At 68.0% G+C, this 20,674-nt stretch carries 29 protein-coding genes; 20 read left to right on the forward strand and 9 right to left on the reverse strand.

All coding sequences use genetic code 11. The features are described 5' to 3' along the window. Window positions 1-4: 4 nt before the first annotated feature. The 13 genes from ACFYRU_RS19000 (at window position 5) to ACFYRU_RS19060 (ending at window position 6,768) form a co-directional block, all read left to right on the forward strand. Entirely contained in the window at window positions 5-1,267 is a 1,263-nt protein-coding gene (locus ACFYRU_RS19000) for an SRPBCC family protein (protein WP_387660333.1), read from the forward strand. Between the two features lie 24 nt (window positions 1,268-1,291). After that, entirely contained in the window at window positions 1,292-1,774 is a 483-nt protein-coding gene (gene gvpJ / locus ACFYRU_RS19005) for a gas vesicle protein GvpJ (RefSeq protein ID WP_387660336.1), read from the forward strand. Continuing rightward, window positions 1,771-2,541: a GvpL/GvpF family gas vesicle protein gene (locus tag ACFYRU_RS19010; protein ID WP_387660339.1), complete on the forward strand. Its 771-nt coding sequence runs from the start codon at window positions 1,771-1,773 to the stop codon at window positions 2,539-2,541. The genes gvpJ and ACFYRU_RS19010 overlap by 4 nt, the downstream gene beginning before the upstream one ends. Next, window positions 2,541-2,768 (forward strand): gas vesicle protein GvpG, encoded by a 228-nt coding sequence (locus tag ACFYRU_RS19015; RefSeq protein WP_387660342.1) that lies wholly within the window; start codon window positions 2,541-2,543, stop codon window positions 2,766-2,768. The genes ACFYRU_RS19010 and ACFYRU_RS19015 overlap by 1 nt, the downstream gene beginning before the upstream one ends. Before the next feature lie 6 nt (window positions 2,769-2,774). After that, entirely contained in the window at window positions 2,775-3,143 is a 369-nt protein-coding gene (gvpO, locus tag ACFYRU_RS19020) for a gas vesicle protein GvpO (protein WP_387660345.1), read from the forward strand. A 4-nt stretch (window positions 3,144-3,147) separates the two neighbouring features. Further along, window positions 3,148-3,480, forward strand: a complete 333-nt coding sequence (locus ACFYRU_RS19025; protein WP_387660348.1) for a gas vesicle protein — start codon at window positions 3,148-3,150, stop codon at window positions 3,478-3,480. Beyond that, on the forward strand, window positions 3,473-4,273 hold the full coding sequence (locus ACFYRU_RS19030) for a GvpL/GvpF family gas vesicle protein (RefSeq protein ID WP_387660350.1): 801 nt from the start codon (window positions 3,473-3,475) through the stop codon (window positions 4,271-4,273). The genes ACFYRU_RS19025 and ACFYRU_RS19030 overlap by 8 nt, the downstream gene beginning before the upstream one ends. After that, complete coding sequence (locus ACFYRU_RS19035) at window positions 4,270-4,458, forward strand: gas vesicle protein (RefSeq protein ID WP_387660353.1); 189 nt, start codon at window positions 4,270-4,272, stop codon at window positions 4,456-4,458. Before ACFYRU_RS19030 ends, ACFYRU_RS19035 begins: the two co-directional genes overlap by 4 nt. After that, entirely contained in the window at window positions 4,451-4,756 is a 306-nt protein-coding gene (locus tag ACFYRU_RS19040; protein WP_387660356.1) for a gas vesicle protein K, read from the forward strand. Before ACFYRU_RS19035 ends, ACFYRU_RS19040 begins: the two co-directional genes overlap by 8 nt. Window positions 4,757-4,761: 5 nt before the next feature. Continuing rightward, window positions 4,762-5,112, forward strand: coding sequence for a hypothetical protein (locus ACFYRU_RS19045; RefSeq protein WP_387660359.1), 351 nt, complete (start codon window positions 4,762-4,764; stop codon window positions 5,110-5,112). Window positions 5,113-5,161: 49 nt separating this feature from the next. Beyond that, window positions 5,162-5,422, forward strand: coding sequence for a hypothetical protein (locus ACFYRU_RS19050; RefSeq protein ID WP_387660361.1), 261 nt, complete (start codon window positions 5,162-5,164; stop codon window positions 5,420-5,422). 84 nt (window positions 5,423-5,506) lie between these two features. After that, a complete protein-coding gene (locus tag ACFYRU_RS19055; protein WP_387660364.1) occupies window positions 5,507-5,683 on the forward strand; it encodes a hypothetical protein in 177 nt (58 codons plus the stop codon). 47 nt (window positions 5,684-5,730) lie between these two features. Continuing rightward, entirely contained in the window at window positions 5,731-6,768 is a 1,038-nt protein-coding gene (locus ACFYRU_RS19060) for a YbdK family carboxylate-amine ligase (RefSeq protein ID WP_387660367.1), read from the forward strand. Here ACFYRU_RS19060 and ACFYRU_RS19065 read toward each other — a convergent pair. Next, window positions 6,718-6,951 (reverse strand): CDGSH iron-sulfur domain-containing protein, encoded by a 234-nt coding sequence (locus tag ACFYRU_RS19065; protein WP_387660370.1) that lies wholly within the window; start codon window positions 6,949-6,951, stop codon window positions 6,718-6,720. The two genes, ACFYRU_RS19060 and ACFYRU_RS19065, sit on opposite strands and share 51 nt — an antisense overlap. Window positions 6,952-7,014: 63 nt before the next feature. On the opposite strand from ACFYRU_RS19065, the gene ACFYRU_RS19070 reads away from it, so the two are divergent. Together ACFYRU_RS19070 and ACFYRU_RS19075 are read left to right on the forward strand one after the other, a co-directional pair. Further along, complete coding sequence (locus tag ACFYRU_RS19070; RefSeq protein WP_387660373.1) at window positions 7,015-7,980, forward strand: iron-containing redox enzyme family protein; 966 nt, start codon at window positions 7,015-7,017, stop codon at window positions 7,978-7,980. A gap of 51 nt (window positions 7,981-8,031) precedes the next feature. Next, the gene (locus ACFYRU_RS19075) at window positions 8,032-8,475 is read left to right on the forward strand and encodes a hypothetical protein (RefSeq protein ID WP_387660376.1); all 444 of its coding nucleotides are present in this window, start codon (window positions 8,032-8,034) and stop codon (window positions 8,473-8,475) included. Between the two features lie 18 nt (window positions 8,476-8,493). On the opposite strand, the gene ACFYRU_RS19080 is transcribed toward ACFYRU_RS19075, so the two are convergent. Both ACFYRU_RS19080 and ACFYRU_RS19085 read right to left on the reverse strand, forming a co-directional pair. Beyond that, window positions 8,494-8,721, reverse strand: a complete 228-nt coding sequence (locus ACFYRU_RS19080) for a hypothetical protein (RefSeq protein WP_387660379.1) — start codon at window positions 8,719-8,721, stop codon at window positions 8,494-8,496. 82 nt (window positions 8,722-8,803) lie between these two features. Further along, entirely contained in the window at window positions 8,804-9,490 is a 687-nt protein-coding gene (locus ACFYRU_RS19085; RefSeq protein WP_387660381.1) for a GAF and ANTAR domain-containing protein, read from the reverse strand. 96 nt (window positions 9,491-9,586) lie between these two features. On the opposite strand from ACFYRU_RS19085, the gene ACFYRU_RS19090 reads away from it, so the two are divergent. Further along, entirely contained in the window at window positions 9,587-9,811 is a 225-nt protein-coding gene (locus ACFYRU_RS19090; RefSeq protein WP_387660383.1) for a hypothetical protein, read from the forward strand. Here the strand turns inward: ACFYRU_RS19090 and ACFYRU_RS19095 are convergent. From ACFYRU_RS19095 to ACFYRU_RS19115, 5 genes are read right to left on the reverse strand one after another with little or no spacing between them, the layout of a single operon-like run. Beyond that, a complete protein-coding gene (locus tag ACFYRU_RS19095) occupies window positions 9,805-10,143 on the reverse strand; it encodes a hypothetical protein (RefSeq protein WP_387660386.1) in 339 nt (112 codons plus the stop codon). The two genes, ACFYRU_RS19090 and ACFYRU_RS19095, sit on opposite strands and share 7 nt — an antisense overlap. Continuing rightward, the gene (locus tag ACFYRU_RS19100) at window positions 10,130-10,432 is read right to left on the reverse strand and encodes a hypothetical protein (protein WP_387660388.1); all 303 of its coding nucleotides are present in this window, start codon (window positions 10,430-10,432) and stop codon (window positions 10,130-10,132) included. Before ACFYRU_RS19100 ends, ACFYRU_RS19095 begins: the two co-directional genes overlap by 14 nt. A gap of 11 nt (window positions 10,433-10,443) precedes the next feature. Then, complete coding sequence (locus tag ACFYRU_RS19105; RefSeq protein WP_387660391.1) at window positions 10,444-11,673, reverse strand: NRAMP family divalent metal transporter; 1,230 nt, start codon at window positions 11,671-11,673, stop codon at window positions 10,444-10,446. Further along, window positions 11,670-12,107 carry a hypothetical protein gene (locus ACFYRU_RS19110; RefSeq protein ID WP_387660393.1) on the reverse strand — a complete coding sequence of 146 codons (438 nt, stop codon included), beginning with the start codon at window positions 12,105-12,107 and terminating at the stop codon, window positions 11,670-11,672. The genes ACFYRU_RS19105 and ACFYRU_RS19110 overlap by 4 nt, the downstream gene beginning before the upstream one ends. Before the next feature lie 51 nt (window positions 12,108-12,158). Then, window positions 12,159-12,923: a PIG-L deacetylase family protein gene (locus tag ACFYRU_RS19115; RefSeq protein ID WP_387660395.1), complete on the reverse strand. Its 765-nt coding sequence runs from the start codon at window positions 12,921-12,923 to the stop codon at window positions 12,159-12,161. A 91-nt stretch (window positions 12,924-13,014) separates the two neighbouring features. On the opposite strand from ACFYRU_RS19115, the gene ACFYRU_RS19120 reads away from it, so the two are divergent. Next, window positions 13,015-13,449 carry a ribonuclease H gene (locus ACFYRU_RS19120; protein ID WP_387660398.1) on the forward strand — a complete coding sequence of 145 codons (435 nt, stop codon included), beginning with the start codon at window positions 13,015-13,017 and terminating at the stop codon, window positions 13,447-13,449. Window positions 13,450-13,457: 8 nt separating this feature from the next. Here the strand turns inward: ACFYRU_RS19120 and ACFYRU_RS19125 are convergent, their stop codons facing one another. Further along, window positions 13,458-14,597, reverse strand: coding sequence for an acyltransferase family protein (locus ACFYRU_RS19125; RefSeq protein ID WP_387660400.1), 1,140 nt, complete (start codon window positions 14,595-14,597; stop codon window positions 13,458-13,460). 253 nt (window positions 14,598-14,850) lie between these two features. On the opposite strand from ACFYRU_RS19125, the gene ACFYRU_RS19130 reads away from it, so the two are divergent. The 3 genes from ACFYRU_RS19130 (at window position 14,851) to ACFYRU_RS19140 (ending at window position 20,666) form a co-directional block, all read left to right on the forward strand. Beyond that, window positions 14,851-16,269: a M1 family metallopeptidase gene (locus tag ACFYRU_RS19130; RefSeq protein WP_387660403.1), complete on the forward strand. Its 1,419-nt coding sequence runs from the start codon at window positions 14,851-14,853 to the stop codon at window positions 16,267-16,269. A gap of 16 nt (window positions 16,270-16,285) precedes the next feature. Next, window positions 16,286-18,835 (forward strand): ATP-dependent helicase HrpB, encoded by a 2,550-nt coding sequence (gene hrpB, locus ACFYRU_RS19135; RefSeq protein ID WP_387660404.1) that lies wholly within the window; start codon window positions 16,286-16,288, stop codon window positions 18,833-18,835. Window positions 18,836-18,929: 94 nt separating this feature from the next. Beyond that, window positions 18,930-20,666: a S8 family serine peptidase gene (locus tag ACFYRU_RS19140; RefSeq protein WP_387660407.1), complete on the forward strand. Its 1,737-nt coding sequence runs from the start codon at window positions 18,930-18,932 to the stop codon at window positions 20,664-20,666. The last annotated feature ends 8 nt before the right edge of the window (window positions 20,667-20,674 follow it).

A 20,674-nucleotide genomic window follows, 5' to 3' on the forward strand; every position in this document is an offset into this window, starting at 1 on the left:
GGTGATGGCCGAACGATCGCACAGCGAGGAACAGAACGGACTCCGCTCGATCCTCGACGAGCTCCCGGTCGACCGGTTGAAGAGCGAGCTGCAGGAAGCGCTGTCGGTCGCGGCGGAGCGTACGGCTGAGGCCGCGACCGACAAGATCTCCAGCCTGACCGATCGGCTGGTCGACGTGGCAGCCGGCGGCAGCATCACCGGGAAGGCCATGGCGGAGGGTGGAAAGGCGGCGGCCACGGGCGGTTCACCGCTGCTCGGTGCGTTGAAGGGCGGAGTCATGGGAGCCAAGGACAAGGCGGCCGAGCTGCTCGGCGGCGGATCCGGCGGCGGGGGCGGTCAGAACCCGCTCAAGGCCACGACGATCATCGAGTCGATCGACGTCGGCGTACCGATCGAGGTCGCCTACAACCAGTGGACCCAGTTCCAGGACTTCTCCGGTTTCATGAAGAAGGTCGAGCGGGTCGAGCAGAAGACCGACGAGAAGCTCGACTTCAAGGCGAAGATCCTGTGGTCGCACCGCACCTGGGAGGCGAGCATCCTCGAGCAGGTGCCGGACGAGAAGATCGTCTGGCGCTCGAAGGGGGAGAAGGGGCACGTCGACGGGAGCGTCACCTTCCACGAGCTCGCGCCGAACCTCACCCGCGTGATCGTCGTCCTCGAGTACTACCCGCAGGGTCTGTTCGAGCGGGTCGGCAACATCTGGCGCGCGCAGGGGCGGCGGGCGCGGGTCGAGCTCAAGCACTTCCAGCGGCACGTGATGACCGACGTCATCCTGCACCCCGACGACGTCGAGGGCTGGCGCGGCGAGATCCACGAGGGCCGAGCCACCGGCGGCACGGACGAGGACACCGACGAGGACACCGACGAGGACACCGACGACGAGTACGACGAAGACGACGAAGACGAGGACGCCGACGAAGACTCTGACGGCGACTACGACGAAGGCGCCGAGGACGAGTACGAGGACGAAGAAGCCGGCGGGGACGAGGACGAGTACGACGAGGGCGAAGAGGACGAGTACGAAGAGCCCGCCGACGAGGACGAAGAGTACGAGGACGAAGACGACGAGCCGTCCGACGAGTACGACGAGGACGACGAAGACGACGAGTACGAGGACGAGGGCGACGAGGACCTGCCCGAGGACGAGTACGAGGACGACGAGTACGAAGACGACGACGAGTACGACGAGGGCGATGACGAGGAAGACCTGCCCGACGACGAGTACGAAGAAGCACCCGAGAAGCGGCCCCGCCGCCGCGCGAGCTGATCGCGTCGAACGGAAGGAACAGCCATGACCGTTGCCGCCACCGGCGGACGCCGCTCCGGCGGCTATCTGGATCGCCCCGCCCCGAGCAGTCTCGCCGATGTCATCGACAGCATCCTCGACAAGGGCCTCGTGATCGACGCCTACGTCCGGGTCTCGCTGGTCGGCATCGAACTGCTGACGATCGACGCCCGCATCGTCGTCGCCAGCGTCGACACCTATCTGCACTTCGCGGAGGCCACGAACCGGCTGGATCTGTACGAGAAGAGCAAGGACCTCCCGGAAGTGATCCAGGACATGAGCGAGGGCACCGCGGCCGGCAAGTCGCGCGGGATCCTGACCGGTGCGAAAGAGGCACTGTTCGGCTCGGACCGCGAGGACGACGACCGCAGCGACGACCGCAGCGAGGACGAGGACGAGGAGCCCGAGGAGCAGTACGAGGAGGCTCGTCCGCGCCGCCGCCGGCCGGCCAAGAAGACCGCCGCCCGCCGCAGGAGGACTGAGGCGTGACGGTGACAGCGCCGGGCGACGTCGGCCTGGGACGCTATGTGTACTGCATCGCGGCCGCGGATCTCGTCCTGCCGATGGACCTCAGAGGTGTCGGCGACCAAGCCGTCGGCACGTTGCCGCACGGCGAGCTGGCGGCCGTGATCAGCCTGGTGGACAGCGACGCCGCGCACGCGGGCCGATCGGATCTACTGGCGCACGGCCGGGTACTCGACACCATCGCGCAACAAGGGCCGGTGATCCCGGTGCGGTTCGGATCGGTGCTGCGTTGCCGGGAGGCCGTTGCCGGAGATCTGCTGGTGCCGGGGCACGAACGCTTCGTGACAGTACTGCAGGATCTCAGCGGACGCGCGCAGTTCACGGTCCGCGCCAGGTACGAGGAACGGCAGGTCCTGACCGAGATCGTGGCGGAGAACCCTGGAATCGCGCAGCTTCGCCGGATGACCCGCGACCGGCCTGGTGAGTCGTCGTACGGCGAACGCGTCCGGCTGGGCGAGCTGGTCGCCGCGGCTCTGGAGACCAAGAGCAGTACGGACAGCGAAGCGATGCTGGCGGAACTCGAACAGCACGTGGTCGCGATCAACATCCGGGAGAGCGCCGGGATCGACCGGCTGCTCGACGTTGCCGTACTGGTCGACGACGAGCATCGGGCCGAGTTCGAGCAAGCGGTCGAGGGACTGGCCGCGGCGTTCGCCGGACGGGCACGGCTGAAGTTGATCGGGCCGACCGCGCCGTACGACTTCGTCGATGCGGACGAGCCGTGGGGCTGATGACGAACCTGCTCACGCTGCCGCTCGCGCCGGTGCGGGCGACGATCGCGCTGGCCGAGCAGATCCGGCGACAGGCCCAGGCGGAGTACTACGACCCCGCCCGCATCCGCCGGCAACTCGAGCAGATCGACGAGCTCCGGGACAGCGGCGAGCTCGACCCGGACCAGGCCGCGGCCTGGGAGGACGAGCTGATCAGGCGGCTGTACGAGCACCGCGAGGAGATCTGACCGACGATGGCAACCACGCGCAAGGCAACCCAGCGACAACCGGCTGACGGCCGCACCAAGACCGGCCGAACCAAGACCGGGCGGACCGCGTCGTCTCAGTCCGCGCGGCGAACTTCACCGAAGCAGTCGCTGCAGAGTGTCGCGATCGCCGCCGCCCGGGAACTCTCGCAACTGATCGGCCAGTCGCCCGAGGCGATCGTGGCCGTGGAGAAGCGCGACGAGGGCTGGTCGGTGCAGGTGGAGGTCGTCGAAGCACATCGGATCCCCGCGACCACCGACATCCTCGCGGTCTACGAGGTCGAGGTCGACACCGACGGCACGGTGACCGGGTACTGGCGCAAGGACCGTTATGTCCGTGGGCGAATCCAGGAGTAGGGCAATGAGCGAACCGACGATCTCGTCCCGCCGGGCCCCGATGGACCGGTACGGATTCACGTCGCCGGCGCCGCGTCCGGAGGGGCTGGCCGACATCCTCGAGCGGGTCCTCGACAAAGGCATCATCATCGCCGGTGACATCCGGGTGAACCTGGTCGACGTCGAGCTGCTGACCGTCAAGATCCGCCTGCTGGTGGTGTCGGTCGACAAGGCGATGGAGATGGGCATCGACTGGTGGAAACGCGATCCGATGCTGTCCACCGAGGCCCAGGGGCTGGCCGACGAGAACCGTCAGCTGCGCGAACGCGTCGAGGAACTGGAGCGCGACCGTGACTGAGACCGTCACTGAGACCGTGACCGAGACCGTGACCGAGACCGGGACGTACGTGTACGCCGTGGCGCGCAACCTCGACGGCGAGTTGCTGTCGGGGCTGGAGGGCCTCGGCGACACACCGGTGCGGGTCATCGGCCACCGCGACCTGGAGGTCGTCGTGTGCACCGTCGACCTCGATGAGTTCGGCGAGTCGGCGCTGCGCCGCAACCTCGAGGTCCTCACCTGGGTGGAGAAGACGGCCCGCCGGCACGACGAGGTCGTCCGGCGGGTGGCGGCGCTCACGACCGCCCTCGTCCCGTTCCGCCTCGTCACCATCTACCGTTCGGACGACGCGGCCCGCGACCGCATCGAGGAGTTGTACGACGACCTCGGCCTCGCGCTCGACCGGGTCGAGGGCCGGGCCGAATGGAGCGTGAAGGCGTACTGCAGGACGCAACCGGTGCCGTCGGCAACTTCAGCGCCGACCAGCAGCTCCGGCGTCGCCTATCTGGAACGCCGCCGGGCCGAGATCCGCGGCCGGCAGCAGGATGCGGTCAAGCAGGAGCTCGAGGCTGATCAGCTGTTCTGGGATCTGGTGCCGGCCGCGGCCGCCACCCGGCGCCTCGCGTCCCAGGACCAGCGGTTGAGCGGACGCCGGGAGGCGATGGCCCTCAACGCCGCGTTCCTGGTCGACGACGGCCGCAGTACGGACTTCTTCGAGTTGGTGAACGTGGTGCGTACCCGGCACCCGTCGCTCGACATCGAGGTGAACGGGCCCTGGCCGCCGTACTCGTTCGCCGTACTGGACAAGTCATGAGCGTAGAGACGTACGCGACGACCGCGACCGAGCCGAGCCTGGTCGATCTGCTCGACAGGCTGCTGGGAAAGGGCGTCGTGATCACCGGCGACGTCGTCATCTCGCTTGCCGACGTCGACCTGGTCCGGATCCAGTTGTCGGCCGTGATCGGCTCGGTACGCAAGGAGATGGGGATGTATGACTGACCCGCTGCTGCCGCTGACGGAGCGGATCGAGGCCGATGCCGGCAACGTCGAACGCGAGCTGCTCAAGCTCGTTCTGACGATCGTCGAGCTGGTCCGGCAGTTGATGGAACGTCAGGCGATCCGCCGGATGGACGAAGGAGACCTCAGTACGGGGCAAGTCGAGGAGCTCGGGCTCGGCCTGATGCGACTCGAGGAGGCCATGACCGCGCTGCGCGAACAGTTCGGTCTGAGCGCGGACGATCTCAACCTCGACCTCGGCCCGCTCGGTTCGCTCCTGCCTGAACAGGTCTGGACGTGATGATGATGAAGATTCTTCGAGGACTCGGTGCGGTGGTCGTCTGGCTGCTCGCGACGGTCGTGATGATCCTGGCGGCGGTGCTGTGCGTCACGCTGATCCTGCTGCCGGTCGGTCTGCCACTGATGGCGCTAGGGCTGCGCCTGTACGGGTACGGCGTACAGCTGCTGGTCCCGTCGGCGCCCGAGATGAAACGGGGGATGCGCAAGCGTCTCGGACTGCGCGCGCACGGAACTGTGCAAGGCGACGTCAAGCGCGCCGGCAAACGAGGCAAGAAATCCGGCCGCCGATTGCGCAAACGGGCCGGCAGGACCGCCCACCGCGGCCGCAAGCACCTGGCCGGAGTGTTCGGAGGCTGATGAACGTGGTTCTCCCGGACAGGCTCGAAACGAAGTGAAGGAGGTTGTCATGCCTAAGGACTCTCTGGGCGACAAGCTCGAACGACAGGTGGACAAGCTCAAGGGCGGCCTCAAGGACGTCGCGGAAGCGCTGACTACAGAAGATCCGGAACCCCGGACGCCCGGCATGGCCGGCCGAATCACCCCGAGCGCGCCGCGGGCCCGGCCGAAGACGAAGGACGAGCTGTACGCCGACGCCAAACGCCGAGGCATCAAGGGCCGCTCCAAGATGACCAAGTCTCAACTGGAAAGAGCCCTCCGCCGAGGCTGAACCCCGGCCCGGGCGCGCCGTGCACGAGGGGCGAATGTAGTGGCGCGCGCCGGGCACCGGGTGCACTCACGGAGGAGGAGTGCGGTGGGACAGGTCGACCGAATTGCGGAGCCGTGGGGGACGCGGACAGCGTACGGCCCGGGGGAGCGCTGGCCCGTAAGGGTCGATGTGCGGTTGGTCGAGACGGACTGGGACACCGCGATGTCCGCGGTCGCCGGGCGTACGAAGAAGCTGTTCGCCGAGATCATGGTCACGCCGTGACGACGGTGGTCAGTGACTTGTCTTTGGGCACTGTGTTCACCGATACCGTGGCTGGGACCATCGGGCTGGAGGAAGAGCTTCTGCTGGTGGATCGGATGGACTGGTTGCCGACCGCATCCAAGGACGTGCTGGATGCCGTGGACGATCCCCGCATCAAGGCCGAGCTACCCGCCTGCCAGATCGAGATTGCGACCTCCGTGCACAAAGACCCGTCCGGCGCGGTCGAGGAACTCCGCCGATGCCGGGCCTTGCTGGCAAAGACGTGCGGCTCGGACCGGGCGGTGATCGCTGCCCCGGTTCACCCGCTGGTCGACGGACCCGTGGAGTTGTCGGCGACGGCGCGAGCAGGAGGGCTCGACGGACGGTACCGGGAGATCATCGAGCGGCAACTCGTGTCGTCCCTGCAGATCCATCTGGCCTTCGGTGACGCCGACTGCACGTTGGCGGTCTATCACGCGCTGCGGAACATCCTGCCGGAGCTGGCCGCACTGGCGGGCACCGCGCCGTTCGTCGGTGGCCGGGACACCGGGTTGTGCTCGGTCCGGCCGGTGATCGGAGGGCAGCTGCCGCGGCAAGGCGTGCCGCCGATCATCGCCTCGTGGGAGCAGTACGCCGACGACCTGGCCTGGGCAGTTCGCGGAGGTGCTGTGACCGATCCGTCGGAGTGGTGGTGGGAGCTCCGTCCGCATGTTCGGTTCGGCACGCTCGAGCTGCGGGTCCTCGACGTACCGGCGACCACGGAGCGGGCCGGCGCGATCGTGCGGTTCGTGTACGCGTTGGCCACCCGGCTCACCGACCGGTATCACCTCGGCGAGTTGCCGGTACCTGCGCCGTCCTGGCGGATCGCCGAGAATCGTTGGGCCGCGCTGCGCGACGGTGTCCACGGCGAGCTCCTCGATCTCCGTACCGGCGCTGCACGGTCGACCCGGCGGCGCCTGCACGATCTCGTCGACGCCGCGGAGCTGTACGCCCCGGGCGGCCTCGACGACGTACGCGTACTGATCGACGACCCGCCGGTGGATCACCTGCGAGCATTAGGATCCCGCCGGGTGGTGCCGTGGCTCGCGGAGGTCTTCAGCGGATGAGGACGAGCGGTTGAGCGGGAGCGTGTGGGTGCCGTCGCACAGTGGTGGGATCGCGGTGCGGCCGCAGCGGCAGAGGGCGATGGTACGGCGGGCCGCGGGGACGGGATCGCCGTTCTCGTCCAGGAGTTCGAACTCGCCGCGGACGATCAGCGGCCCGTCCGGGTACGCGCGGATCTCTGTCATGTCCTTCCGGTACCCAGCGAATCACTGGGAATCCAAGGGAATCCGTCGGGGTACCGGTCGGAGATGCAGCTACCACCGGCCCGTGGGCCGCTCAGTGCGCGGATGATCGACGGTCTCGCGCGAGGTGGTCGCGTCATCGGCAAGGCTGTGGCGTCGACCGATCCGTACGACGAGGATCTTCAACTGGCGCTGTGGATCGCGTACGAGTTGCAGTACCGCGGTTTCGACGACGTCGATCCCGACCGGCAGTGGGATCCGGCGGTCATCGCCTTCCGATCCAGGTTGGAGCGGCCGTGGATCGCTTGGCTGGAAGGGAATTGCCGGATCACGCCGGGCAGCCGACCGGTGGCGGTGCAGCTGCGGGCGATGGTCGACGGCGCCGACGGTCCGCGGCTGGCGCCGTACCTGCGCCGGCATGCGACCCGCGAGCAGTTCCGCGAGTTCGTCCTCAACCGGTCCGTCTACCAGCTCAAGGAGGCCGATCCGCACAGCTTCGGTATTGCCCGGCTTGCCGGCGTGGCCAAGGCGGCACTGGTCGAGATCGAGGCCGACGAGTACGGCGGCGGCCGCTGCGAGCGGATGCACTCGGAGCTGTTCCGTACGACGATGCGCTGGCTGCTGCTCGACGACAGTTACGGGCACTACGTACCCGACGTACCGGCCGTCACGCTGGCGTTGTCGAACGTGATGTCGCTGTTCGCATTGCACCGTCGCTGGACCGGCGCGCTCGTCGGTCATCTGGCGGCTCTGGAGATGACGTCGACCCTGCCGAACCGGCAGTACGCGACCGGTGCGATCCGGCTGGGGGCTTCCGAGGAGCAGGCGCGCTACTTCACCGAGCACGTGGAGGCCGACGCGGTGCACGAGCAGATCGCGGCCCACGACCTGTGCGGCGGCTATGTTCAGGAACATCCCGAGGCGGTCGGTGACGTCCTCTTCGGCGCACGCTGCGCGTTGACGGTCGACGACCTGTTCGCCGACCACCTCCTCGCGCGGTGGAGCGATCCGGCAAGCGTCAAGACAGCTTGACCGCGGCACGTTAGCTGGACGGGGGATCACTTGTCAAGCTATCTTGACGGTATGGGCGACGCGGGACATTCTGTCGGGCAGAAGGACGCGAGAAGCCTCGAGGAGCTGCTCGCTGTGTTGCGAGTCAGCGACCAGCGGGAGCTGTATGAACGCGGGATCGAGGAAGGGCGAGAATCCGGCCATCCGGTTGCGGTGCTCGTGAAGGCCCTGGCGGAGCTGCCCGGTGTCACCGGGCTGGAAGCGCTGCGTGCCAGCCGGCGGGTCGTCGAGCTGCTCACCGGCGCGCGCTGGCACATGATGCGTCAGGCCCGCGAGGAAGGTTCCAGCTGGAGTCAGGTCGGCAGCGCGCTCGGCATGAGCAAGCAGGCGGCGTACGACTTCTACCGGCGCAAGCTCGACCAGCAGGACGAGTCCACCGAACCAGGCGTCCAGAGCACGTCCCGCTCACGAGCAGCACTCGGCACCAACCCGAAGGACGGCGCAGCACCCCGCTAGCGCGAACGCGCCCGGCAGTCAGGGCCTGAATCGTGTGGTGACGACGACTGCGACTTCGAACAGCGCGACGACGGTGCAGACGGAGACGCCGAACAGCAGGAGTCCCGACGAACCGATCCACGCAAGCAGGACCGTGATCGACAGACACACGGCAAGAGCGGTGGCGGCGGTCGCGAACACGAGCCAGTCACGCCGGATCGCATGCCGGACCAGCGGGCGCGTGTTCCCGGGCCGTGGACTGACCATCGCTCATCACCGTGTCTCAGAGGCGTACCTGGTCTTGGTTCTCCAGGTTCCCGGCTTCAAACGGCTTCAAGCGTCAGGCGACTCAACGGGGTAACTGGCGGGTCTCGATGAGTTGGGCGGCGACGTCGTGGAGTTTGGTGTTGGTGTCCTGGGAGTAGCGGCGGAGTACGGCGAACGCTTGGTCGCCGTCGAGGTCGTAGCGTTCCATCAGGATGCCCATCGCCTGGCCGACGAGTTTGCGGGCGTCGACGGCCTGGCCGAGGTTGTGTTCGTGGCGGGCGCTGGCGACGGCGACCGAGGCGTGGCGGGCCAGGATGTGTGCGATCGCATCCTCGTCAGGGCCGAAGGCGTCCGGCTGCACGCTGTAGAGGCCGAGCACCCCGACGGTGCCGGCGGAGGTGGTGAGGGGGACGTCGAGAACGCTGCGGACGCCGAGCTCGAGGACCTTGGTGTTCCACTCGGTCCACCGGTCGTCGGTCGCCGCGTCGCGGACCAGGACGGTGGAGCGGGTGCGCATCGATTCCGTCAGCGGGCCTTTTCCGCCGTTCACCTGCAGCGCGTAGATCTCGGCGACGACCGGGTCGGTGACGGCCGGGATCTCCAACTGGTGGCCGTTGACGATCAGTGCGACGCCGGCATGAGAGCAGTCGAGTGCTTGGAGTGCGAATTCGACGACGGTCTGGACGGTCTCGTCCACACCGCCGGAGCTGTGCAGGTCCAGCGCGAGTTGCGCGAATCGTTCAGCTGAATCATCTCGGGTCGTGCCCATGTCGTCAAGATAACTTGACGCTGGCTTTCCGTCAAGATATCTTGACGAAATGAGCTCGGGATCGAGCAGGAGCAGGCGGCAGGTCATCCGGTCGCGGTGCTCGTGAAGGCGCCGGCAGACCTTGGGGGCGTCTCCGGCATCGAGGCGCTGCGCGCGAGTCGCCGCGTGGTCGAGCTGCTGACCGCCGCCCGCTGGCACATGATCCGTCAGGCGCGTGCGGAAGGCTCTAGTTGGAGCCAGGTGGGCGCAGCGCTGGGGATGAGCAAGCAGGCCGCGTACGACTTCTACCGGCGCAAAGTCGACCAGCAAGAGGATCAGTAGCGGGCGAGTTCTTCCAGTGGGCGTAGGGCGGTGCGCCGGCTCTTGAGAGTGACGACTTCGGCGACGTTCTCGACGTCGCTCCACGGCAGGTACCAGACCTCCCCGAGGCGGGCGTGGACGAGCCGGCGGAGCAGCTCCGGTCCGACGTGGCGCTCGTACCCGAACAGCCGGGTGGAGCGGTTCTCCACCACGATCAGACCGTCGACCCGCAGGGAGCGTTGCATCGACACCAGCATCGGGCTGTCCTGGACGAGCCGCACGTCCGCGACTCCGCCGACGTCGTCGCCGTCCGCGTCGACCACGCGCCGGCCCAGCAGCTCATTCAGTCGCATCGGAGGCTCCCGGGATCTTGTCGACCACGTGTGCTTCGATCCAGTCGTCGTAGTAGTCGAGGTTGAGGCCCTCGGCCGAGATCGTGACCGCGGTGTCGATGTCGGCTATCCGGCGCGCCGTGATCCGCTCCCGGCCGGAGATCAGCGCCGCGACGACCGGCGGATCCGTACCCAGGTCGAGCTCCACGTCGTCGATCTTGCCGGCCAGGTGGCCGTCGGCCTGATCGATCAGTTGCCGGTCGAGCAGGTGCAGTTGGGCATGCAGCACCCGAGCCGATTCGGCAGGCATGTCAGGCATGATCACTGTCCCGCTTTCGTGACGATCATCAGTGGTATCGCGGCCGCCGACGCGATGATCAGCAGCGCCAGGTAGACCAGGCCGAGGGCGTTTCGTACCGGCCCGTTGATCTCCCGCCCGACGTAGTCGGGGTCGTTGGCAACGATCAGGATCGGCAGATAGGTCAGCGGCAAGGCCATCGCGGCGAACACCACCGAGTACTCCGTCACCTTCACCGGATCGACTCCGGTCAGCAGCGTCAGTACGGCCAGCAGCAGGCACACGATCATCACCACGTGGAAACGCGAGGCCTCCTTCGGCCGCACGAGTTTGCCCCATTGCCAGCCGCGGTACTGCGCGATCGTGTAGCCACACGACAGCGCCGTCTCCAGCGCCGCGCCGAAGGTCGCCGCGAACACCCCGATCAGTACGATCGCCAGCCCGAGCTTGCCGAGCGCGACAGCCACCGGCAGCGTCACCTGCCCGAGAGTCCCGACCTGGATCCCGGCCGGCAGGAAGAGCACGGCGGCACAGCCCATGATTGCCAGCGACAACAATCCGCCGAGCGGGAACCCGATGAACACGTTCGCGCGGGACGTCGTCAGGTCGCGCCGGGTCCACTTCTCCTCGACGCCACCGGAGGAGAAGAAGAACACCTCGTACGGGGTCATCGCGGCACCGAACAGCGCGATCCCGTAGTACGCGTAGGTCGCCCAGTTCTCGTGTCCGATCGGGTGCGGCCGGGTCGCCTGCTGCAGCAACTGTCCCCAGTCGGGCCCGAGCTTGAACAATGCGACGGCGAATACGACGAGCAGCAGGCCGAGCAGCCCGAAGACCTGCTCGAGCCGGGAGAACTTCACCCGCCAGATCACCAGCCAGACCGCGAACGCCGCGAGCGGCATCCACAGCAGGTAGCTGACACCGCTGGCCAGCGCGAACGCGAGCGCCACACCACCGATCTCGGCGATCAGCGTCAGCAGCGTCACCAGGAACGAGGCCACCAGGGTCAGCAGTCCCGTACGCGGACCGAGACGCTCCCTGATCAGGTCGAACACCGGCCGGCCCGACATCGCCACGATCCGCCCGCACATCTCGGCGTACAGGCAGATGCCGAGCACTCCGACCAGCACGACCCACGCCAGGTGCATCCCGAAGCGGGCGCCCACCAGGGCGTTGGTCACCAGGTCGCCGATGTCGACGAAGCCGCCGATCGCGGTCAGGATCCCGAGCGTGATACCGAGGAGCTTCTTCACTTCGCGAGCTCCCCGAGCCGGTCCAGGTCGGCCCCGGACTGCCGCAGCGCGGTCAGCTGCGCCTCGGCGGCCGCCAGATCGTTGTTGCCGAGCGCGATCCGGACCGCGGTCACCGCGGACGACGCCTGGTCGAACGTCGCGAGCACCTGCTCGTACAGGCGCCGCGACACCGCCGTCGCGGGTTGCTGTGCCGTGAAGGAGCTGGAGGCGGTCTCGACGCCCTTCTCGGCGTCACCGACCATCTCGCCGGCCGTTCCGGCCCACAGGCGATGAGCGCGTAACTGCTCGACGGTCAGCCTTGTCGTATTGACCTCGGAGAGAATCTCTCGTGCCGACTGCGCGGCGGCAGCGCGGAGCTGCTGGTCCGGATTCCCGCACCCCGTCATCACCAGCGCCGCCAACATCACGGCAGCCACCACTCGACGCACAGTCACCGTCCTGGATCCGATAGTCGTACGGACCCCCGGTACCCAGGCCGGCGGGCGTCAGTCCTGCATGGCTTCGGTGAAGAACTCCGGTGGCGCTTGCAGGTCGTGGGCGCGGAACAGCACGGCGTGCTCGACGCCCATGGCCTTGCCGTTCATCGCGGTGAGCTTGGGAATGAAGTCGGCGGGGGCAGGATGGCCGGGGAGCGCAGCCAGGTACGCGGCATGGGCGTCGAGCGAGGCGATGCCGCGGAGCAGCGGGTCTCCGGTCACGTCGACGCCGTGGGACGCGAAGCCGGGGAGTCCGGGAACGACGTACCAGCGCGCGGAATGCGGTTCGAGCCCCTCGTCGACCTGCTCCGGGAAGACCCAACGGTTGCCCGCGTCGCGCACCGCGTCGAGGGTCGCGAGGCCGGCCGCGCGATGGTCGGCCTGGTCGAAGCCGAACGGCGTCTCGACCTCGTAGCCGGTGCCGAGTACGACGTCAGGCTTGAAGCGGCGGATCGCCCGGCAGATGTCCCGGCGCAGGTCGAGACCGTAGATCAGTACGCCGTCCGGATGATCGAGCACGGTCAGGTCGTCGACGCCCACGACGGCGCAGGCGGCCCGCTGCTCGGCGACGCGCAGGCGAGCCGTCTCCTCGGGCGCGTTCGGCATGCCGGCCTCGCCACGGGTGAGCAGGAGGTACGCGACCTCGATGCCGCGCGCGGTCCAGCGGGCGACCGCCGCGGACGCGCCGTACTCCATGTCGTCAGGGTGCGCGACGACGCACAGCACCCGTTGGAAGGATTCCTCAGGGAGGGCAGGCAGTGTCATGCGGGTCATCCTTCCACCTTGCGAGGTCCGGCGGACGTGCTCGGCGGTACAGTTCTGCGCGATGCCTACCGTTCGAAGAAGCCGAGTCCGGCCGCCCGATATGACTGTGCCTGTTGGTGCGCGGTCGGTGTTCACCGACGGTGCCTGCTCCGGTAATCCCGGGCCTGGGGGATGGGCTTGGGCGTTGTCGAAGACCGAGTACGCCGCCGGTCACGAGGCCGTCTCGACGAATCAGCGGATGGAGATCCGGGCGGCGCTCGAGGCCGTCCGTGCGAACGACGGTCCGTTGCTGGTCGTCTCGGATTCGACGTACGTGGTCAACTGCTTCCGCGACCGGTGGCACGCGGGGTGGCTCGAACGGGGCTGGCTCACTTCGGCGAAGAAGCCGGTCGCGAACAGGGACCTTTGGGAACCGCTGGTGGAGTTGGTGAGCGAGCGCGGCGACGTCGCGTTCCAGTGGGTGAAGGGTCATTCCGGCCACGAGATGAACGACTTCGTCGACGCACTCGCGGTCGCCGCCTGCTCGACCCGCTAGCCCCTCTCTCAGCCCGTCCGGCGAAGGAGCCGCGCGGTGGCGTTCTGCAACGGGCGCTCGAGGATCGCGTTGCACGCCATCGCACCGATCACCACGTAGGCGAGAGCGGCCGGCAGCATGAGCGCGTGCACCACCGGACCGCTGGGCAGCCGTCCGGCCCACGCGGTCGCGAGAAGGGTCAGCGCCGGCAGATGGGTGAGGTACAGCGAGTACGAGGCGTCGCCCAGACGTCGGTGGAACGGCGACACGATATGGCCGTACCTCGTCTCGACGCCGATCGCCCCGTAGACGATCAGGCCGGCGGGGGCCGCGACGACCAGGACCCGTACGCCGTCCGAGGGGAACTGGCTCCAGCCCGACACCCCGAGGAACACCAGGCACGCCGAGAACGAGACGATGCCGAGGGCAAGTACTACGTACGGCCGCAACAGCCAGCCGTGGACCGTGGCGAGGCCGATCGCCGCGCCCAGGACGAACTCGAGGCTCAGCGGGCTGGATACGACCGCAAGGTAGGGGTTGGTCGTGTGCCCGACCGTCGCGTACAGCGTCAGCGTCACCACGACCCAGCCGGCCATCACCCAGGGGAGCCGTGACCTGCCGAGCAGTAACGCGACGGCGAACACCAGGTAGAAGTACATGAGGAAGACCAGCGACCAGGCGACGAGCAGGGGAAGTCGTCCTTGGTGGGGGAGCAGCAGGTAGGACTCCAGGATGTTCGGCCGCTGGCCGTCCCACCGCACGCTGCTGGGGCTCTCCTCGTACAGGAAGACGATCGCGGAGCTCACGATCCAGTACAGCGGGTAGATGCGAAGGATTCTGCGCAGCAGGAACCGTCGTGACGAGCCGGGCCGGTCGAAGGTGCGCCACGTGGTGACGACCATGATGAGGCCGCTGATGACGAAGAACAGGTCCACGCCGGTATTGGCCGGCATGTGCAACCACGAGGTCCAGCTCGACCTGAAGATCCGCTGCTCGAACTCGCCCGGTCCCGAGATATGCGCGACGACCACGATCAGTGCGGCGATCCCGCGCAGACCCTGTACGTTCTGGAGCGCGACCCTGCCGTCAGCCGGAGGCGTCGTCGGCGGAGCCACGCGGGCATGCCTGGCGCGGTACGCCACCAACTGACGGTCTCGGCTCTTCCCCATGCACGCTCCCCGGTCACATCCTCCGGGGCGGCACCCGTCGTGCGGCGCGGTGACGTCAGACTCCCGCTCAGGACGGCGAAAATCGCCGGCCATCGCGAAGCAGCCCCCCAGCTGCGCCCTTCGAGACGCCACCGGTCCCTCGACCGGCTACCGTTCCCCCACTTCCCCCCAGCTCAACCCTTTGGAATCGTACCTCTTCGAACCCGTGTACGAAACCGGATCACGGGGAGCCGAGAGTTGCTGAGGAGGAATTGTGGGTCGTTTCAATCGTCGCCGCGGTTACCTGTTGACGATCTGCGCGCTGGCTCTCGGGCTGACCGCGCCGATGACTGCGAATGCCGCGGCCGGTGGAGCGCCGCTGTTCACGCCCGGCGCACCGGGCGCAGGGGATCCGTACTTCCCTGACATGGGCAACGGAGGGTACGACGTCCGTCACTACGACATCAAGTTGGCGTTCGACGCCAGGACCAAGGCGATCAGCGCGACCACGACGATCCTTGCCGGCACCACGCAGAATTTGTCCCGGTTCGACCTGGACTTCCAGGGACCGTTGAAGATCAGCAAGCTCACTGTCAACGGGCGTGCCGCGTCGTTCGTTCGCAGCGGTGCGCAGGAGTTGGTGATCACTCCACGGCACGGGCTGCGGCGGGGGAGTACCTTTCTCGTCTCGGTGACGTACGCGGGAGTCCCGCAGAAGATCGACGACCCGGCGCTGGGTATTTCCGGTTGGGTGGCTACCAAGGACGGCGCGGTCGCACTCAACCAGCCGATCGGCGCGGCGACGTACTACCCGGTGAACGACACCACCGACGACAAGGCGACGTACACCCAGACCGTCACTGTGCCGACCGGACTCACCGTGCTGGCCAACGGCGAACCCGGGCCGACCACCAAGCACAACGGCCGGACCACCTTCCGCTGGCGGATGAACCAGCCGATGGCCAGCGAACTGGCGATGATTGCTATCGGCAAGTACAACGTCACCCGCAGTGTGACCGCCGACGGACGGCCGAACATCACCGCGATCGGACAGTCGATCGACACGAAGGCCGGTCAGGGCAAGGTGTTCAACCAGACCACGGCGCAGATCGTCCAATGGGAGTCGTCGATGTACGGCCGCTACCCGTTCGGCTCGACCGGCGGCATCCTCGCCGACGTCGGCGTCCACTACGCCCTGGAGACGCAGAGCCGGCCGGTGTACGACCAGCGCACCAGCAAGGTCAGTGGTGATCTGCTCGCCCACGAGCTCGGGCACCAGTGGTTCGGCGACAGCCTCACGCCGGTGCACTGGTCGGACATCTGGCTGAACGAGGGCTTCGCGACGTACTCGGAGTGGCTCTACCAGGAGAAGTTCAACGGCGTGCCGGTACAGAAGAGCTTCGCGGAGACGTACGCCGATGAGAAGGACTGGTCGGGCAAGGTGGCCGACCCCGGACGGGACCATATCTTCGACGACCTAGTCTACAACCGCGGCGCGATGACTCTGCAGGCGCTCCGGCTGAAGATCGGCGACCGCGCGTTCTTCCGGGTGCTCGAACAGTGGCCGGCGACGTACCGGTACGGGAACGTCTCGACGCGTACGTTCATCCGGTTTGTCGAGCGACTGACGCACCGCGACCTCGGCACGTTCTTCCAGACCTGGCTGTACCAGCCGGGCAAGCCGCGCGTCTGACCGATACCGTCGGGGCGTGTTGCTGCCTGAGTCCTCGGTGCCGGGGGCCGATCTTCCGGTCCGGGCGGTTCTGCCTGCCACGGTCGAAGCGGTACGTTCGCGCGGAACCGCGGTGCTGGTTGCGCCACCCGGATCGGGAAAGACCTCGCTGCTGCCGCTTGCCCTGGGCGACGCCCTCGACGGGAAGATCATCGTGGCCGAGCCGCGCAGGCTGGCGACCCGCGCGGCCGCGGCCCGGCTGGCGATGCTGGTCGGCGAACCGCTAGGGCAACGGATCGGCTACGCGATGCGCGGTGAACGCAGCGGCGGTCGAGATCTCCGGGTCGAGGTGGTGACAACCGGCCTGCTCGTACGGCGGCTGCAGGAGAACCCGGAACTACCGGGTGTCGCAGCGATTGTGATCGACGAGTGTCACGAGCGGCACCTGGATGCCGATCTGCTGCTGGCGTTCTGCGTCGACATCCGGGCGAACCTTCGCGACGACCTGGCGATCGTTGCGACCTCGGCAACGCCGGACACGGTCAGGCTGAGTCGCGTACTGGGTACCGATGCCGCGGCGCCCGTCATCACTGCGTCTGCTGCGTTGTTCGACGTCGCCGTCGAGTGGGCTCCGCCGCCGGTTCCGGTTCCGCTGCTCCCTGGTGGGCGGGTCGATCCGCGGCTGCTGGATCACGTCGCTGCTGTGGTCCGGCGTGCACTGACCGAGTATGACGGCGACGTTCTCGTGTTCGTGCCGGGAGAGGCCGAGATCAACGGTGTGGCACGCCGGTTGGCCGGGCTGAATGTGCTGCCGTTGTTCGGTCGCCAGAGCAGGGCTGAGCAGGAACGCGCGTTGGTCTCGAGCGGCACGCGCCGGATCGTGGTCACGACGTCGGTCGCGGAGAGTTCGCTGACCGTGCCCGGGGTCAGGGTGGTGGTCGACTCGGGACTTGCCCGGGAGCCGCGGACCGATCAGTCGCGTGGTCTCGGTGCGTTGGTCACCTGCCGGGTGTCGAGATCGTCGGCCGACCAGCGGGCGGGTCGGGCCGGCCGGGAGGCGCCGGGCAGGGTGTATCGGTGCTGGTCGGCGACCGACCATTCACATCTCGACGATCATCCGGCGCCGGAGATCGCGATCGCGGATCTGGCAGCGTTCGCTCTCGACCTCGCGGCGTGGGGTGCGCCGGCCGGCGACGGTCTGTCCTTGCTCGACGCGCCGCCTGCCGTGGCGATGACCGCGGCGACCGAGTTGCTGCGCCGGCTCGACGCGGTTGACGACACCGGCCGGATCACCGAACGGGGCCGGCGGATGGCGGCGATCGGGGCGCATCCGCGGTTGGCCCGTGCCTTGATCGACGGGACACCGCGGGTTGGTGCCACCCGAGCCCGCGAGATCGTCGCCATGCTCTCCGACGACTCCACCCGCGACTTCACCGACGACCTACCGTCCCGCTGGCAATCCCTCCGCCGAGGCACCAACCCCGCCGCAACGACCCGCTGGAGGGAAGAGGTGGACCGCCTGACCCGCACGCCAACCGCCGCGAACTCGGGTGCGGCGGCGGGTGGTGCCGCGACGAGTGGTTCGGGGGGTGGTGCGGTGGCCGGCGCGCCGGATGATCTGGCGGTGGGGGTTGTGGTGGGGTTGGCGTATCCGGAGCGGATCGGGCGGGTTCGGGGGGCCGGGTCGGCGACGTACCAGATGTCCGGGGGTACGGGCGCCGTGCTGGATCCGCAGTCGCCGTTGCGGAGTACGACCTGGCTCGCGATCGCGGTTGCCGATCGGGCACCCGGTCGCGCCGACGCCAGGATCCGTTCCGCGGCGCCGATCGACGAGCGGACCGCACGCGACCTCGCGGGCGACCTCGTCTCGACCACGGACCAGATCCATTGGGACGGCGGCCGGATCGTGACGCGGCGCGTCGAGACCCTCGGCGCGATCGTGCTCAACGACGTACCACTGGCAAACCCGGATCCACTACTCGTCCAAGCAGCTGTCCGCGACGGTATCCGCCGCAGTGGCCTGTCCGTACTGCACTGGTCGCAAGCCGCCCTCGCCCTGCGCGAACGGCTGGCGTTCTGCCACGCCCACCTCGGATCCCCATGGCCCGCGGTCGACGACGAAGCGCTGCTCGCCGATCTCGACGAATGGTTGGGCACCGAACTGACCTCGGTACGAGCGTCGCGCGACCTCACCCGCATCGACGTCGCCTCGGCGCTCCGGCGACTACTGCCTTGGCCGGCGGCAACCCGGTTCGGCGAACTCGCACCAGAACGCCTCCCGGTTCCATCAGGCTCCGACGTACGCCTCACGTACGACGGCGCCGACCCACCGGTCCTGGCCGTGAAGCTGCAGGAAGTATTCGGCTGGACCACCACCCCGACCGTCGCCGACGGCCGAGTCCCGGTCGTCCTCCACCTACTCTCACCCGCCCGCCGGCCGGTAGCCATCACCAGCGACCTCACCTCCTTCTGGAAACAGGGCTACCCCCAGGTCCGAGCAGACCTACGTTCCCGCTACCCCCGCCACCCCTGGCCGGAAGACCCCCTGACCGCCGTCCCCACCAACCGGCCGAAACCCCGCCACTGAAGTATCGGGTTTATCCAGTTTGCTGAGTGGTATTAGGGAAATGGGGTCGTGGGGGCGTGCGATGGCGCACGTCGATCTTCGAGGGAGGGGTCCAATGCGCAGGTACGTCACGCGGGTAGCCGTGGTGGCAGCGAGTGTCTCCGGGCTGTTGTGGGTCGCAGCCGGAACGGGTACGGCGACGGGCGGCCAAGAACGGCAGTACGTCGTCCTGTATGCCCAGGGCGGGTCAACTCAGGCCGCACATGCCGCGATCGCCGCTGCCGGCGGCAAGGTGCTTGAAGAGAACACGGCGATCGGAGTCGCCACCGTCACCACCAAGAGCGACGCTTTCCAGGCCGCGGCCCGTGCCTCTTCCGCGATCGCGGGCGTGGCGCGGAGCACGGTCATCGGCCGCGCGCCGGACGACCGCCTGGCCGGTGACAAGGCGAGCTTCAAGTTCGACGCCGCGCAGGCCGACCTGCAGGGCGCGACCGCAGCTCGACCGGCGTCGCAAGACGCCGCGAAGGGCACGAAGAAGCAGGAGCCGCTGGCCGGGCTGCAATGGGACATGCAGCAGATCGGCGCCACCGCCGACGGCTCGCAGCGCTACGAGCAGGGCAAGGGTGTGCGCGTCGGCATCATCGACACCGGTGTCGACGGTACTCATCCCGACATCGCGCCAAACTTCGACAAGGCGCTGAGCCGGAACTTCACGACCGACATCCCGGTCGATGCGAACGGCGCGGTGGTTGACGGACCATGCGAGCACCCGAGCTGCGTGGACCCCGTCGACGAGGACGACAACGGTCACGGTACGCACGTCGCGTCCGAGATCGCGTCGCCGGTCAACAAGCTCGGGATCGCGGGTATCGCGCCCAAGGCGACGATCGTCAGCCTACGGGCCGGGCAGGACTCGGGCTTCTTCTTCCTGCAGCCGACGGTCGATGCACTGACGTACGCGGGCGATCACGGCATCGACGTCGTGAACATGAGCTTCTACGTCGATCCGTGGCTGTTCAACTGCGCCGACAACCCGGCCGACACGCCCGCGGACCAGGCCGAGCAGCGGACCGTCGTCACGGCGATGCAGCGGGCGCTCGACTACGCCTATAGCCATGGCGTCACGCTGGTCTCGGCGGCGGGTAACGGCGGCACCGACTACACCAAGACGATCGTCGACAGCTCGAGCCCGGACTTCGCTGACGTTCCTGGCGAGCAGCCGTACGACCGGACGATCCCGCCGTCGTGCACCTCGATGCCGTCCGAGGGCAACCATGTGCTCTCGGTGACCAGCACCGGCATCTCCAAGCGGAAGGCCTACTACTCCGACTACGGAAACGGGTACGCCGACCTGTCCGCGCCCGGCGGGGATGTGTACGACACTGCCGACAACAAGCGCGACATCACGAAGGCCGTACTCGCGGCGTACCCGAAGCAGCTCGCTCAGGCCCGCGGCCAGCTCAATCCCGACGGGACTCCGAACACGCCCAGCGTCGTTCAGAGCTGCCACGACGGCGTCTGCGGGTACTACCAGTACCTGCAGGGAACGTCGATGGCGTCCCCGCACGCGGCCGGCGTCGCTGCGCTGGCGGTCGGCCGGTTCGGCGTTCGAGACCACGTCAACGGCGGCAAGACGGCTTCGCCGGCGCTTGTCGAGCAGGTACTTCGCGCAACGGCGACCGACACCCCGTGCCCGACGCCGCCGCTGTTCACGTACACCCGTTTGGTCAAGCAACCCGACGGGACCTTTGTCACCGTGACAGCCAGCCACATGTGCGAAGGCACGCCGACGGACAACGGGTTCTACGGCGACGGCATCGTCGACGCCAAGAAGGTCGCAAGAGGCTTCTGACCACCACC

The sequence above is a fragment of the Kribbella sp. NPDC004536 genome (assembly GCF_042873835.1).
Lineage (GTDB): Bacteria > Actinomycetota > Actinomycetes > Propionibacteriales > Kribbellaceae > Kribbella.